The sequence below is a fragment of the Bacteroides salyersiae genome, assembly GCF_031172035.1.
In the GTDB taxonomy this organism is placed as follows: domain Bacteria; phylum Bacteroidota; class Bacteroidia; order Bacteroidales; family Bacteroidaceae; genus Bacteroides; species Bacteroides salyersiae.
In genome coordinates, this window is record NZ_CP133452.1 from 2876746 (window position 1) to 2891629 (window position 14884).

At 40.2% G+C, this 14884-nt stretch carries 13 protein-coding genes and 2 pseudogenes; 5 read left to right on the forward strand and 10 right to left on the reverse strand.

The genetic code is table 11. The features are described from left to right. Positions 1-31: 31 nt before the first annotated feature. A complete protein-coding gene (locus RB604_RS10465) occupies positions 32-850 on the reverse strand; it encodes an SMODS domain-containing nucleotidyltransferase (RefSeq protein ID WP_195380717.1) in 819 nt (272 codons plus the stop codon). Positions 851-940: 90 nt separating this feature from the next. Here RB604_RS10465 and RB604_RS10470 point away from each other — a divergent pair, with 90 nt between their 5' ends. The 5 genes from RB604_RS10470 to RB604_RS10490 are packed head-to-tail and all read left to right on the forward strand — an operon-like array spanning position 941 to position 8195. Beyond that, positions 941-1144: a helix-turn-helix domain-containing protein gene (locus RB604_RS10470; protein ID WP_005859081.1), complete on the forward strand. Its 204-nt coding sequence runs from the start codon at positions 941-943 to the stop codon at positions 1142-1144. Between the two features lie 6 nt (positions 1145-1150). Next, on the forward strand, positions 1151-4315 hold the full coding sequence (locus RB604_RS10475) for a type I restriction endonuclease (protein WP_121736964.1): 3165 nt from the start codon (positions 1151-1153) through the stop codon (positions 4313-4315). Between the two features lie 2 nt (positions 4316-4317). Then, positions 4318-5985, forward strand: coding sequence for an HsdM family class I SAM-dependent methyltransferase (locus tag RB604_RS10480; protein WP_195380718.1), 1668 nt, complete (start codon positions 4318-4320; stop codon positions 5983-5985). After that, complete coding sequence (locus RB604_RS10485) at positions 5978-6979, forward strand: virulence RhuM family protein (RefSeq protein WP_195380719.1); 1002 nt, start codon at positions 5978-5980, stop codon at positions 6977-6979. The genes RB604_RS10480 and RB604_RS10485 overlap by 8 nt, the downstream gene beginning before the upstream one ends. A 13-nt stretch (positions 6980-6992) precedes the next feature. Beyond that, the gene (locus RB604_RS10490; RefSeq protein ID WP_309004828.1) at positions 6993-8195 is read left to right on the forward strand and encodes a restriction endonuclease subunit S; all 1203 of its coding nucleotides are present in this window, start codon (positions 6993-6995) and stop codon (positions 8193-8195) included. Here the strand turns inward: RB604_RS10490 and RB604_RS10495 are convergent. From RB604_RS10495 to RB604_RS10525, 9 genes and pseudogenes are all read right to left on the reverse strand, one after another. Beyond that, on the reverse strand, positions 8119-8652 hold the full coding sequence (locus RB604_RS10495; protein ID WP_309004830.1) for a restriction endonuclease subunit S: 534 nt from the start codon (positions 8650-8652) through the stop codon (positions 8119-8121). The two genes, RB604_RS10490 and RB604_RS10495, sit on opposite strands and share 77 nt — an antisense overlap. Positions 8653-8677: 25 nt before the next feature. Then, positions 8678-9670, reverse strand: a complete 993-nt coding sequence (gene xerA, locus RB604_RS10500) for a site-specific tyrosine recombinase/integron integrase (protein ID WP_032595625.1) — start codon at positions 9668-9670, stop codon at positions 8678-8680. A gap of 39 nt (positions 9671-9709) precedes the next feature. Next, positions 9710-9784, reverse strand: a pseudogene (locus tag RB604_RS21445) (restriction endonuclease subunit S); the annotation flags it as partial. A 536-nt stretch (positions 9785-10320) separates the two neighbouring features. Further along, a pseudogene (locus tag RB604_RS21450) lies at positions 10321-10474 on the reverse strand (restriction endonuclease subunit S); the annotation flags it as partial. 56 nt (positions 10475-10530) lie between these two features. Next, on the reverse strand, positions 10531-10935 hold the full coding sequence (locus RB604_RS10505; RefSeq protein WP_084824991.1) for a hypothetical protein: 405 nt from the start codon (positions 10933-10935) through the stop codon (positions 10531-10533). A gap of 35 nt (positions 10936-10970) precedes the next feature. Next, positions 10971-11912, reverse strand: a complete 942-nt coding sequence (locus RB604_RS10510) for a relaxase/mobilization nuclease domain-containing protein (protein WP_149928507.1) — start codon at positions 11910-11912, stop codon at positions 10971-10973. After that, entirely contained in the window at positions 11902-12210 is a 309-nt protein-coding gene (locus tag RB604_RS10515) for a MobC family plasmid mobilization relaxosome protein (protein ID WP_149928505.1), read from the reverse strand. The genes RB604_RS10510 and RB604_RS10515 overlap by 11 nt, the downstream gene beginning before the upstream one ends. 138 nt (positions 12211-12348) lie before the next feature. Then, positions 12349-13428 (reverse strand): DUF6371 domain-containing protein, encoded by a 1080-nt coding sequence (locus RB604_RS10520; RefSeq protein ID WP_146352613.1) that lies wholly within the window; start codon positions 13426-13428, stop codon positions 12349-12351. 78 nt (positions 13429-13506) lie between these two features. Further along, a complete protein-coding gene (locus RB604_RS10525; protein WP_270305756.1) occupies positions 13507-14883 on the reverse strand; it encodes a DUF3987 domain-containing protein in 1377 nt (458 codons plus the stop codon). Position 14884 lies beyond the last annotated feature (1 nt).

The following is a 14884-nucleotide window of genomic DNA, read 5'->3' on the forward strand; positions in this document are numbered from 1 at the left end:
TTATAGGCTTTAAATGCTTTGTTAATATTTTCTAAATGACATTATCTTCTGACATGTATTTTAAAACTTTGATTAATACATCAATGCATTTATATGTATCTACTGGCATGTTGCTTCCTGGAGCTGTCAGATTAAAGCTCCAAACAGGGCATGAATCATAAAGCCTTTTTTCGTAAGTTCCTCTTGGCTGATTGGAGCTTTGTTCTCCTTCTCTTAGCCAGTGCCAATCAGAAATATGATGGTAAACAAAACTGTCAATAACAATGCCAGGAAGATGGTAACTGCTGAAGTAGTTGTCACGAATTTCTCGTATATGTTTACATGTGTCGAATAACAAACCATTGCTTGCTACATTTCTTTCCTTCATTGCTTGCTGTTCAATTTTTGGATCTGTTGTTAACCAGTTGCCACCCATATTTGAATCAGGATAGTCGTATTTCCCATTCCAATTACCCAGCCAATCTAATTGACAAAAAGCTGGTAGTACCTCGAATTTCATACCGTCAGTAAAATTGATTACTACGACTTGCCCATCTCCATGAATATCACTCCTTGGATAGGTTTGTAAAATTGCATTCTTCAATGCTTGCAGTAATCTGGACTGACCATTTCCCCTTAGTGCATCATATTTATTATATTCCTCTCTTGGTAATTCGACAAGTATATCAATGTCACTTGTGTCAATAGCAGTACCTCTTCCATAAGAGCCAACATATAAACTATGAGCAGTTTCGCTAGTGCTACCCCAAAATTCTGAATTAACCGCTCTTGTTATGCGTCTATATCTCTGAGATACCAACGAACGCTGTTCAATGCTAATTATTTCGCCTCTTTTTCTAACTGTATCCATATTGATTTTATTTGAAGGACAAAAGTACAAAATAATCCCTGTTTATCGAATATAATTCGCTATATTTGCGCTATAAAATCGCATTAAACAATGAAGCTAAATAAAATAAAGACTGTTTTGTCGGATAAAGGTATCTCTCAGACATGGTTGGCTAAGCAACTTGATAAAAGTTTCAGCATGGTCAATGCTTATGCGTGCAATAGAATCCAGCCGAATTTGGAAACTCTGCAGAGGATTGCTGAGATTTTACAGGTGGATTTAAAGGATTTGATAACAGATAAAGAGGAAAGGTAAAATGCAATGAAAAACTTTACGGAGAATACACGAGTACAAGTCCCGGCTGCATTGCATCTTTGCAAGCTCGGTTATACATATTTGGATGATATAACATCGTACAATCCCCAGACGAATATTTTAACGGATATTTTTATCCGCTCAGTAAAACGTCTGAATCCTGCTTTGACTGACTTGGAATGCAGCCAGTTGCTGGATAAAATTATCGGAATCTTGAATAACGATGATTTGGGCAAGGAATTCTATACTATGCTTTCCTCCAATAGTGGCGTGAAGTTGATAGATTTCGCTGATGCGAACAATAATGAATGGCACGTTACGACAGAGTTTACATGCGAAAATGTTGAATCCGGTGATAGCTTCCGTCCAGATATTACGTGTTTTATAAACGGCTTGCCTTTAGCTTTTATCGAAGTCAAGAAGCCTAATAATCACGATGGAATCTTAGCAGAGCGGGATAGAATTAATAAGCGGATGCGGAATAAAAGTTTTCGTCGCTTTATCAATCTTACCCAGTTGATGATTTTTTCCAATAATCAGGAATACGATAATGAAAACAGGGTTCCGATCCAAGGGGCGTTTTATTGCTGTGCATCAAAAGAAAAAGCTTTCTTTAATGTGTTTAGAGAGGCTGATGCTACTTTCGTGTCGAAATATCAATATATAGCGTTGACGGAAGATACAGAAAAACAGGTTCTCAAACATAGGAACTGTGTAGTTATTAAAAACCTGCCAGATTATGAAACAAATAAAAAGGTAGATACTCCTACGAATCGTGTCTTGACATCAATGCTTTGCCGGGAGAGGTTCTTGTTTCTGTTAAGATATGGCTTTGCGTATGTCAACCGAACTGTAGAGTTGGAAGATGGCAGTAAAATCACAACTCTCGAAAAACATGTGATGCGCTATCAGCAATTGTTCGCTTCATTGGCTATTCGCAAGAAACTATCTAAAGGTGTCAAGAGTGGAATAATTTGGCATACGCAAGGCAGTGGCAAGACGGCATTGGCGTATTATTCAGTTCGTAGTCTGACCGATTATTATGCAAAACGTGAGACAGCTGTTAAATTCTATTTTATAGTAGATCGTATTGCGCTGATGGAGCAAGCGAGCGATGAGTTTGTTGCACGTGGTTTGGTTGTAAGGACAGTTAATAGCAGAGATGATTTAATGAAAGACATCCGTGATACCACCCCTGTAGTGAACAGTGAAGGTAAAGCGGAAATAATGGTTGTAAACATACAGAAATTTAAGGAAGACTCCACTAAAATACAGATAGAGTCTGGCTATAACACTAATCTCCAGCGTGTATTTTTTATAGATGAAGCGCATAGAGGATATAGCCCACAGGGTAGTTTTCTCGCTAATCTTTTAGAAGCGGATAAGGATGCTGTAAAAATTGCATTGACAGGAACTCCTTTGTTGAGGGAAGAAAAAGAATCTTGGCGTGTTTTCGGCGATTATATTGATACCTACTATTATGACAAATCGATAGCGGATGGTTACACGTTAAAACTGATGCGTGAACCGATAGAAACCATATATAAAGAGCGTATTGAGAGTATTCTTGATAAATTGGCAGGAAACGTAGAAGTCAAGAAAAGCGATATAGACAAGAATAAAATAATTGAGCATGAAAGTTATCTGAACGCTTTGCTTGATTATATTATTTCTGATTTGCGCAGATTCAGAAAAGAACAAGCAGATGATTCCATCGGTGCAATGATTGTGTGCAAAACCAATCCACAGGCTCGTGAAATGTTCCGTTTATGGCAGCAGCGTTTCAGATTCGCACAGCAGATTGAGGATAAATGGGAAGAGCAGTTGGGAATGGTGGCAGAGCCAATGGTTTCGTATGGTCATGCCAAACCATTGCGTGCCTCTCTGATATTGCATGATGAGGGAGACAAATTAGAACGAAAAGCATACATTGAAGAATATAAGAAGCAGCAGACTGTAGATGTACTGATTGTCAATCAAATGTTGCTTACTGGATTTGATGCTCCCAGATTGAAAAAACTATATTTGGGACGTAGTCTTGACGGTCATGATTTGTTACAGGCACTGACTCGTGTAAATCGTCCGTATAAAGATTTTAAATATGGCTATGTAGTTGATTTTGTAGATATAAAAGAAAATTTTGATTCGACAAATGACCGCTACCTGAGAGAATTAAACCGTACAGCTGATATTAAGGAGACCAAACAGGATGAGCCTGTTGGCAATGCTGTTATCGAAGATAAGGAAGAGATAATAGCGAAAATGAAAGGAATCAAGAGTGTTCTCTTTAATTTCACTTGCGATAATCCGGAAGAGTTCAGACAGGAAATTGATGAAATAGAGGATAAAGATAGACTCTATGAATTACGGTCGGTATTGAATGATGCCAAAGCTATTCTGAATCAAGTCAGAGCTTTTGGCGATGATGAATTGAAAGAAAAAATAGAGTCTTTGGCTTTTGGTGGCATCCCTACTTTGATTACAGAGGTTACACATCGTATTGAGAGGATGAATCTGTTTGAAAGTACAGAGCATAAGGCAGATGTTTCCGGAATAATCAATGTGGCTCTGTCAGAATTGGAGTTTGAGTTCAAAAAGGGAATGTCTGAAGAACTAAGAATTGTTGTCAATGACATTCGTGAGCGTTGCGAAAAGGTACAAGCCGAATTTGAAGCCAATTTTGATAGGAATGAAGAAAAATATGTAATCCTTGCAGATGAGTTCCGGGCATATTTCCGTAAAAAAGGTTTTGTTCCGCAAAACACTCAAGATGCAAAAGACAGCATTGATTACATGGATAATGTAATGAAAAAGATTCGGGAAATAAACAGACGGAATAATATCTTGAAGAAAAAATATAAGGGTGATGAGCGTTTTGTTCGTATTCACAAGCGGATTGAGGAGGAAAATCAAAAACGTGAACAGCCGATTATTTCTGCACACGAATATGAAATAGCCGAGAATCTGTCACAGATGAAGTCTCAAATAGACAATATGTTATTCCTGAATATCAATATTTTGGATAATGAAGATGCCTTTAAGCGTGATGTATTGGCTATTATTGGTCATAAATTAATAGACCTTGGAATCAAGGCAAATTTGACAGACCGTAAATATATCAACAATCTTATAACAACGGAATATTTCCAACAACGTAATTTTGCATATTGATTATGAGCGATATAAATATAACAGAATCAACGATAGCCCTGATTGATTCTTTGAAAAGTACAACTGGAGCGTTTGGCTTGGCAGGAACAGGAAGCGAGTATAAAATCGTCACGGAAATGTTTCTGTACAAGTTCTTTAATGATAAGTTCGGCTATGAAGCTAAACGAGATAAAATGTACGGTGAACGGCTAAGCAAAGCAGAAAAGTGGGATGCCGAATATGATACATTTACGGATGATGAGGTAGAAGACCTTTTCAGTTATTTGCCAGCTTCTGTGCCGAGACTTAAACCGGAACATACGTTGTCACATCTATATAATTCCACAGGGAAGGGAGATTTCTCTACATTGTTGGATGCTATATTAATAGATATAGCCAATATCAATGCCGATACTTTTTCTGTAACAACTTCCGGGAAAAGTAAGGTAAATATCTTTAGTGCCATAACAACATTTGTAACTGATACACAAAAGCGTGATGAATTTGCAAAATCGCTGATGCGCAATGTCGCCTCATTCAATTTCGAACACGTATTTATCGAGAAGTATGACTTTTTTTCAAGAATATTCGAGCATTTGCTGAAAGGATTTAATAATGCCGGAGGTGGCAAATATGCCGAATATTATACACCACGTGCCATAGCACAAGTTATGGCGAGATTATTGGTAGGGGACAATGCGGATTTACGAGGTGTGACTTGTTACGACCCATCGGCTGGAACAGGTACATTGCTCATGGCTCTTGCTCATCAGATAGGAGAGGATAGATGCTCGATTTTCAGTCAGGATATATCAGAGAAGTCGAGCGAAATGTTGCGTCTGAACCTTATTTTAAATAGTTTGTCTGCTTCTCTGCCAAATGTTGTACAGGGCAATACATTGACAGAACCATCGCACACTGAATCAAATGGCGCATTAAAGAAATTTGATTTTATCGTTTCAAATCCTCCATTTAAACTTGATTTTCCTGAGTATCGTGATACATTGGCTGCTGATACGATTCGTTTTTGGGCAGGAGTTCCGAATGCGGTTAAAAAAGTAGATCCGATGAAACCTAAAATGGCGATTTACACCTGTTTCATCCAGCACGTCTTAAATTCGCTAAAGACAACAGGGAAAGGTGCAATAGTCATTCCTACAGGATTTATTACAGCCAAAAGTGGTGTTGAAAAGAAAATCTTACAACGTGTGGTAGATGAACATTGGGTTTATGGCTGTGTATCTATGCCAAGCAATGTGTTTGCCACTACAGGAACAAATGTTTCCGTTATATTCTTTGATAAGTCGGCAACAGCAGATAAAGTAATTTTGATTGATGCAAGCAAATTAGGTGAAGAATATAAAGAAGGCAATAACCAGAAACGACGTTTACGTGATAAGGAGATAGACTTAATAGTCAATACGTTCCGCAACAAAGAAGCTGTAGAAAATTTCTCTGTAGCTGTTACTTACGATGAAATAAAGGAAAAGGGATATTCTCTCTCAGCCGGGCAATATTTCGACATCAAGATTGATTATGTAGATATAACGGAAGAAGAGTTTAATTCCCGAATGGCGGACTACAAGCAAATCCTTTTCGAGCAATTTGCAGAGAGCCATCGTTTGGAAGAGGAAATAATGAAACAGTTGGATGCTTTGCAGTTCAACGCAAATGTAGGCAACAATGAGTAATGAAATCCAGTTTTTGCTATACAGCCTTCCCGATAAAGAGGGTAAGGTGCAGGTGGTAATAAAAGACGAGACCATTTGGTGTACGCAAAAGGCTATGGCAGAGCTTTTTGGCATTGACAAATCGGGTATCAGCCGACATATAGCTAATATCTTCAAGGATGAAGAACTACGGCAAGACACGACAGTTGCAAAAATTGCAACTGTCGTAAATCGAGGCATACGAGGTGAGGTTGAAGAGTTGGTAGATTTCTATAATCTTGATATGATTATCGCAGTTGGCTATCGTGTTTCTTCACCCAAAGCTACCAAGTTTCGCCAGTGGGCGACCAAGATTCTCAACGAGTATATCAAGAAGGGCTTTGTACTTGACGATGAACGCTTAAAACAGGGAACGGCAGTATTCGGGAAAGACTATTTCCGAGAATTGCTTGAAAGGGTACGCTCTATCCGTGCCAGTGAACGGCGTATCTGGCAGCAGATTACCGACATATATGCAGAGTGTAGTATCGACTACGACAAGAACTCGACTACAACACACGATTTCTATGCCATGATACAGAACCGTTTTCATTATGCCATTACAGGGCAGACAGCTGCAGAAATTATCTACACTAAGGCTGACCATAGAAAAGACCACATGGGGCTGACCACATGGAAAAATGCACCTGATGGTCGTATCTTGAAATCGGATGTCTCAATAGCTAAGAACTATTTGCAGGAAAATGAAATTCGTAGGTTAGAGCGTGCCGTTACGGGATATTTCGATTATATTGAAGACCTCATAGAGCGAGAAAATACGTTCAATATGGAGCAGTTTGCAGCCAGCGTCAACGAGTTCTTGACCTTCCGCAAATATCAGATATTACCGGACAAAGGACGCATTTCTGCGGCACAAGCCAAGGCAAAGGCTGAAAGCGAATACGACATTTTTAATAGAACCCAACGTATTGATTCTGATTTTGATAAACAGATTAAAGGAATGTTGGATAAGTAATAGGATTGGAGTAATGGAATTGAAAAGATATAAACTGGGAGAAATACTTGAGTTGCAAAGGGGATATGATTTACCATCTTCCCAACAGAAAGCGGGAAATGTGCTTGTAGCAGGATCGAATGGTATAATAGGTTATCATAACGAAATACGCGGTAATCATCCATGCATTACAGTAGGACGGAGCGGCAGTGTGGGAAAGGTTCATTATTATGAACAACCCACTTGGGCGCATAATACAGCCTTGTTTGTAAAAGATTTTAAAGGGAATAATCCCCAATATCTGTACTACTTCCTTAAGAATCTTCATTTGGATGAAATGTTCGTAAAAGGAAGTAGTGTAGTTCCCTCTCTTGATAGAAAAGTAGTTCATTCTTTGGTTGTTCCATTTCACAAAGAAGTTGTTTGCCAAAAACGGATTGCATTAGTATTATCCAATATTGACCGTAAAATTGAACTTAATCGAGCGATAAATCAGAATTTAGAGGCGATGGCGAAGCTACTCTATGATTATTGGTTTGTACAGTTTGATTTTCCAAATGAAGAGGGCAAACCGTACAAGTCAAGCGGTGGGGAAATGGTTTGGAATGAGAAATTAAAGCGTGATATTCCTGCGTCATGGAAAACCAAAGCGATAGAAGATATTGCTGATGTTTATAATGGTGCAACCCCTTCAACTGTTAATGAACAAAATTATGGAGGAGATATTGTTTGGATTACTCCGAAAGATTTATCTGACCAGAAACAAAAATTTGTATATCAAGGAGAACGCAATATTTCGCAAGCCGGATATAATTCTTGCAGTACTCATTTATTGCCTCCAAATACAATATTGATGTCAAGCCGTGCGCCAATAGGTCTGTTATCTATTGCTAAGACTGAGTTGTGTACCAATCAAGGATTCAAGAGCTTTGTTCCCCAAGCGGAAAATATATCAACATACCTGTATTATTATCTAAACATTCACATCAAGCAGATAGAACAACTAGGCACTGGAACAACATTCAAAGAGGTTTCTCGTGAAGATGTGCTGAAATTTCCAATTCTAAAGCCAAGTGATGCAATCTTGGATTTATGGGAAGAGCGAGTGTCTGCTCTTAATAACAAACAGTTTGAAATTCAAAAAGAAAACGAATACCTTACTAAGCAACGTGACGAGCTTCTACCACTTCTGATGAATGGTCAGGTGTCGGTAAATTCTGATTTATCTGACGATTGATAGTGATTTTCTTGTCAAGTGTTTGGAGAATTTGGGCAATTTTTGTTTGTTTTTCAATATTTGGCAAGAAAATTTTTAGTCCGTAATAGTTGTCAAATGTCATACTCGGAACTCCGGTTCCCGAATCTAAGTTGCTCAAATCCAATAGAGACAAATATCGATACAAATAATACGGATTTGCTAAGTTTGTATTCACTTCAGTGTAATATAGTGTATCTACAGTCCAAAATGGCATATCGCAATATTGGATATTATCCAATGTACCCTTACGAGGTAACAAGACACTTGGCTTATCGTAAAGAAATTTGTCAACATAGCGCATAATGCCCCCACTTCCAAGAACAGGGTATTTCCCGTTTGAAAGCATTTTGTGGTCTTTGCCATTTTTTATTTTTACTAAATCTGAAAGCCTGTAAGATTGCATATCTTTTTCCATTTGAGGGGCAAAGTTACGCATTTTTAGGCAGATTCTTGTGATTCAGTTATCCCAAATACTTCTTATGAGCCAACTTTACATTGTTTTGATTCACAATAGCATAATGCAATGTGGTGTCAATGCGTACATGACCAAGTAGTCGCTGTACCTGTTCGATGGGCATACCTTTGTCGATAGCCATTGTTGCAAGGGTTCGACGGAACTTGTGAGGATGAACTTTAGGCATAGAAAGGGATTGGCCTAACTTTCGGATTCTAACTTCCACACCGCTGATAGTCAGTCGTGAATGTGGCGAATTGAGGGAAACAAATAAAGCTGGATTATCATCTGTTCGCTCATTAAGATATTGTTGCAAATGTAGTTTTGTACGGGCGTTGAAGTAAACTACACGCTCCTTATTACCTTTGCCGAATACCACACACTGCCGCTCATGAAAATCTATATCCTCACGGTTCAGTTTAACCAACTCACCCACACGAATGCCTGTGGATGCAAGAATGTCTATAATGGCAAGGTCTCTCTTGTTGGTGCAACAGTCACGAAGCTGCTCTAATTGCTCGTCAGAAAGTACCTCTTTTACAAGCGAATCCGTCTTTACCTTGTGAATTCGTCTGACCGGGCTTTTGGCGATATAATCTTCATCTTCAAGCCAAGCAAAGAAGCTGGAGAAGATGCGCCTCATATTGTCAATGGTTACTTTGCTTGATTGATGTTCTTCTTGATAATCGGATAGATAGGTACGAATGTCCGTTGTACTGATGTGGCAAATAGCCAAAGAGAGTGTAACCAACAATCGCTCAATGGTATTGCGATAGTATGCTAATGTCTTATCCGAACATCCCTCTATCTTTTTGGCTGATATAAAGGAGTTAAGAAGATGTTCATTCTCTTGCGCTTGTTGTTTGGCACAATCGCTCTTTTCAATGATTTCTACATTATGCAGTTCTGATGCAAGCACAGCTTTAAGCCGTGCTATTTGTCGGCAATCCAAGTCACGCTGCATTTTCGCAACTATCGCCTGAATGATGTTCTCTTTCATAATTCTGATAATTTTATCCTTATATATAATATAAGAGACTGCTAAATCAGAATTTACCGACACTTGACCATTCATCAGAAGTGGTAGGAGTTCGTCGCGCTGCTTAGTCAAGTTATTATTCTCAATTATATTCTGGTCAATCATTAAGTGGTATTGCGCAACAATAGTATGAAATGTTTCAATTAATTGTTTTGGAACTTCAAACCAATGATTTGCCAAAAATACATCTGTTTGAAAGTTCTTAATACCAGATGTTTTCCCCTCAAAATTGAACATATTACCATTATCATAAAGGTTTTGCCATAGATAATAGAAGTACTCAGAAAACTCTCGTTTCTTCATATTGAATGACTGGCAGAAATTAGAACATACCAAAGCGCCTCCATTTCTTCCTATAACTCCGTTTGTTATCAAAGCTACTCTACCTGTCGCTTGAACTGGGCTTCCTCCAGAAATTTCAATCACAATATCACCATCTTCTAAAAGTCGGTCAGAATGTTTCGATGTAATATATCTTGTGGGCACATCATTTAACTTAATAATATCTGCGCCACGTACACAACCGACTTTGATTGTTCCATCTTTTGGAATATCATAGCCCCAATCTCCAGCTTTATTTTTATCTATAAAGGCATTAAGTGTAACTTCTTTCCAGCCTTCGGGTATTTCTCTCTTAATCTTTTTGTTCCACACCATTTTGCCACCGCTTGACTTATATGGTTTTCCGTTCTCATTTGGAAAATCAAACTGCACGAACCAATAATCATAGAGTAGCTTCGCCATCGCCTCTAAATTCTGATTTATCGGTATATAAAGAGAAAAGGAGAGGAAAAATCCCCTCCTTAACTCAAAACCAAGTATCAGACATTCAAATCTTTCATTGCTAATCCATAATTTTCTTGACCGAACAGGTCTCTATGGATAAGTTTCAAACCAAGAGTCTGATAATACTTGTAGTCATCACCTTCGGTACAGAGGTATCTGTAACCATATCGAGGCATGTATTCCTTGAAGAATCGAGCCAAGTCTTTCAGGCTTTCGGCTTGGTTCTTTTTGAAGTTACTGCGCACAATGATGATAGACCAGTCGGGGAAGTTGCCTCTTCCTTCGCTGTACTCCCAGAAGCGGATGTAGCAGTCCAAATCACGCTCACGGATATTCACACAAAAGCCATTGGCATTTTGCATCACGCTACAACTGTTTCTGTAGCCGAACTTCTCACACAAGTAGAGATTAAAATCAAGAATCAAATCGTTTTGTAACAAAATTAATTGAGTTTAAAAAGTTAATAAATGGTGAATTATAAATGAAAGCCTCGCTTGCGCTTAGCCTTTTTCTTTTTCATCAGGCGATTGAACTCGGCTTCTTCTGCGGCAGTGGCATCATAGGATGAGTTCCCGTTTAGCAAACCGAGACTTAAGCCAAAGCTATCGTCGGAATGAGAAACGCTTTGCTGCATCTCTTCTTTCTGTTGTCTGGGTTCCTGTTGGGTTAACTCCAATAAGGATGCGCAAGCATTCTGTCCCAATCGGTTGTCGATATTCAAGTAGCTGAACTCCCTACTGACTTTTGAACCAGAGAAAGAAAAACCGTTGTACTCAAACTTGACACCCTGTATTTCTCTTGTAGTCCGGCTGACTTTGAATTTCATATCAATGTCACGGTCGGCAAGGGCTTCTTTCAGTTCATCCCAACTTTGAGCTTTGGGCAATTCCTTTTTCAACGCCTTGTATATCTCATGCTTTGCCCGGTCGTATGGGCGCAAGCGTTCCTCCTTAATATGGTCTTTGCCGTTGGCAAAGTGCAAGCGGTATTTTGCCGTCAGCATCTTACACGCCTTTTCATTTCTGCGGAAGTCGTTCTTGTCGCTAATCGTTTTACCGTCATTGTCCACCCGATTAAAAACGATGTGACAATGCGGATGTTCACGGTCAATATGCCGGGCGATGATGTACTGCGTGTTTTCGATGCCCATCAGTTTCATGTAGTCGTGGGCGATTTGCAACATCAACGCATCATCAGACTTCAGGCGTTCGCCATCTTCAGGAGAGAAGTTGAGCGAGGTGTGTCCGACAATATTCTTTACCTTGTCATTGAGCAATGCTTGTAATTCAAATTGCTCCGCCATCTGTTCGGGTGAGCCATCCACTCCGACAGCTTCCAACAGTTTGGATTTCTCCTCTTTCAGGACATAGCGAACACAGCCACCGAACGATGTTCCTTTTGTCTGTTTACCTATCATCTTTCAGTCGCTTTATGAGTTGATTAATACGCTGCGCCATCTCTTCGCATCTTTTGGCAACAGCAAAGAATCCGTAGGTGTTTGCCTGCTTCGCCAATTGGTTAAGATTGGTGCTTTCACCTATCAACTGACGGATGATGTGGATATGCTCTTTCGTGATTCGTTCACGTACTGTTCCGTTCTCAATGAGCGAACGGATGACTGCGCTTTGGGTCTGTTTGCTCCGTCTGCAAAGCGCACCGAGCCATGCGAATTGGTCGTAAGACAGACGGAGTGTTATCGTATGTTTCTTTTCCATTTTGAATAGCTTTTAGTGAATAATTTGTGACCATCGGGAGCCGCCTCCTCAGACTTTTTGAGGAGTAAGTGGTCGGGAAATGTAATACACCGACATTAACTTGCTACAGTAAAAAAGTCTCGATTCCTCTCCCTTTGCTCAAAGTTTGAATCCTCGTTTCTTGGGCGGTGAAAGCTTCGGTTGAGGGATATCTCGTTGTACGCTGATGAGCTTCAAATCGAATATCTCTATCAGTATTTTCAAGTTCGGATTCCTCTTAATCATCTGCTGGAGTATGGCTTCATCGGGGCGTACTTTTAACAGATAATCGGCGATGTCGTAACCCTCTTTACGTTCGTTCTCAGTTGCTTTGGCTTCTAGATAATCGAACAGTTGTACATCAATTCCATAGCTTTTCATCAACCCGATTTTGCTCTGCCAATAGTCAGTCGCTCCCAAATCGGGGAATAACACAACGCTTCTTCCAGCCAGAACGGATAGGCTGTTGGTATTGAAACAACCGTTCTTTCCACCCGATGCAATCCATAGGAATTGGGGTAGGTAGTAGGATGCAATGAGTGCCGTTTTCTCGCTTTCGACCAGTGCAACAGGACGGCTTTTGTCTTCTATAAGCAGATGCTCACCGAAGAAACATTGTTTCAGATTATAGCCATCCTTGTGCAGTATGGAGTGTACCCACGTGACGTGATTGTACGGCTCTTTTATCCGCTTGCCTGTCGTTGGATTGTAAAGCATTATCTTACCTGTGCGAACTCTGTTCTGGTAATCCATTTGCCAAAATACGGTTGCACCGTCCCAATGCTTGGAAGTGCCGACTTTGTATTTCTCCATCAGTTTCAATGTCTCCGCTTCTCCAAATTGAGCCGATAAGAATTGGAACAGTTTGTTGTCGGGATAGCGTTGCAACGACTGATTGACTATATCCAAATCAATGTAGGAAGTGGCTTTCGGTTCGACTTCTTTTATAGTCGTATAACTCCGAAAGGTATCCTCGGATAACTTCTCCTTCTCAGACGGATTCCGTTCAAAGTAATCACGAGGCGTGAAGTGATAACCGCATTTCTGTTCATGGTCACAACGACCCACGTAATCGGGTAACTTGATTCGTTTCTCCGTATCAATGTACTTGGAAAAACATCTTTTACAGTGGCAGTTTGGGCAAGTATGCCGGGTACTGACACCTTTGTAGGGTTCTAATATGAATCTATGTGTACTCATTGTTTGTTTCTTGTTTTATGTGTCACTTTTGTCGTTATTGTCGTTTTCTCTTGGAAAGTGCCAAAACCGACAAAAATGTCATGGGTTAATCTTTGAATATTCTCCATGCTTCTTTTTGCAGAACAGAGTCCCGATATTGTCATTGAGAAAGCGTTGAAATGTTCGCTCCTTCATTCCGTTTTTTTCGGCTATCTGTATAGCTTGGGCAGTTGTAAAGGAAGGAGGCAGCAGATTGACTATCGCCTGTTGCTGACTGTTGAGGGCATTCTCATTCAGAATATTTTGCACGCTCAATGCGGATTCCTTGAAATATTCTGTCAGTTTAATGGCTCTCTCCACCGTCAGCAGGTCGATACACGTCTTGTCGCACTCTCCGCAAGTCCATCGTGCCAGTTGGATAATCAGACAGAAGCGAATGATGTATATCTCCAGCTTGCAATAGATACTTACAATGGTGTCGTTTGTTTCCCGGTCGCACAATTCTGAAAAATGGTGCTGCCATTCGTAAAGCCGTTTCTTGGCATCCTCTGAGAAGAAGAGAGTTTGCGGTTCAATTTCGCTGTCTTCATTGAGGTGGCACTCTGATTGTATCAGCCTGTCAATGATAGCATTCCATTCTTGCTCTATATCTTCCGGCAGTTCTTTGTCATTCCACCGTGCCTTCTGTTGCAGATTAGGCATTACAAACAGAATGCGGTCGATAAATCCGTTACTGGAGCGTTCACCTTTAGCCAACTCGTTCAAGATTTTCTTTTGGATAGTACCAATGACCGATATATACGGACGCTTGATGAAGATGGAACTCTTGGCATTCTTACGGTCGGACATAGTGGTCTTGGCACTGAACACAGAGAGCCAGAACTGTTCTTCCGAACCGTTGTTATAGCGGTTGAAGTTCTTGAACCATGCGGATAATTCATCAGCCCACAGGCATAACCCACGTTTGTTTTGCGCATGAATGAGGCTTAACCCTTCGGGAGTTACATCCGAAACCAAGAAGCGTTTGCGGATAGGCTCTTGTGGAAATTGTTCTTCACCGCTTTCCGCACGTTCCTTGCGGCTCATGCTCATCAGTTCATCGTATTTGGCAAGAGCCTTTTCAAATTCCTGATTCTGTCGGTAGTCATAATCAAGAAACGGCTTCATTGCAAAGCTGAGCGGATGGCTTTTGTTCGCTCCCGGTCTTCCAATCAATGCCATATACAGGATGGGGCTTTCCAGCCAGCCTTGCTTGATTTGGGCAAGGTGTGTGTTGCCTATGCCGACTGCTATTGCCGTGAGGATGGCTGCGGCAATGTAGTCGGTAGGGTAGTTATGGCATTCGTGTACCTCACGGATGATGCGTTGGATTTTTGCAGGGAATATACTGATGGGGAATGCCGTACCAGACAATCTTGTGCTTAAATCAATCGCTTCATCAATGATGGATGCCGGATTAATAGAATATGTATCCATA

Excerpts from the sequence above, each read along its gene's own strand:
- RB604_RS10465 (WP_195380717.1), bottom strand. The coding sequence starts at position 850 with ATGGATACAGTTAGAAAAAGAGGCGAAATAATTAGCATTGAACAGCGT.
- RB604_RS10470 (WP_005859081.1), top strand. The coding sequence starts at position 941 with ATGAAGCTAAATAAAATAAAGACTGTTTTGTCGGATAAAGGTATCTCT.
- RB604_RS10475 (WP_121736964.1), top strand. The coding sequence starts at position 1,151 with ATGAAAAACTTTACGGAGAATACACGAGTACAAGTCCCGGCTGCATTG.
- RB604_RS10480 (WP_195380718.1), top strand. The coding sequence starts at position 4,318 with ATGAGCGATATAAATATAACAGAATCAACGATAGCCCTGATTGATTCT.
- RB604_RS10485 (WP_195380719.1), top strand. The coding sequence starts at position 5,978 with ATGAGTAATGAAATCCAGTTTTTGCTATACAGCCTTCCCGATAAAGAG.
- RB604_RS10490 (WP_309004828.1), top strand. The coding sequence starts at position 6,993 with ATGGAATTGAAAAGATATAAACTGGGAGAAATACTTGAGTTGCAAAGG.
- RB604_RS10495 (WP_309004830.1), bottom strand. The coding sequence starts at position 8,652 with ATGCGTAACTTTGCCCCTCAAATGGAAAAAGATATGCAATCTTACAGG.
- xerA (WP_032595625.1), bottom strand. The coding sequence starts at position 9,670 with ATGAAAGAGAACATCATTCAGGCGATAGTTGCGAAAATGCAGCGTGAC.
- RB604_RS10510 (WP_149928507.1), bottom strand. The coding sequence starts at position 11,912 with ATGATAGGTAAACAGACAAAAGGAACATCGTTCGGTGGCTGTGTTCGC.
- RB604_RS10515 (WP_149928505.1), bottom strand. The coding sequence starts at position 12,210 with ATGGAAAAGAAACATACGATAACACTCCGTCTGTCTTACGACCAATTC.
- RB604_RS10520 (WP_146352613.1), bottom strand. The coding sequence starts at position 13,428 with ATGAGTACACATAGATTCATATTAGAACCCTACAAAGGTGTCAGTACC.
- RB604_RS10525 (WP_270305756.1), bottom strand. The coding sequence starts at position 14,883 with ATGGATACATATTCTATTAATCCGGCATCCATCATTGATGAAGCGATT.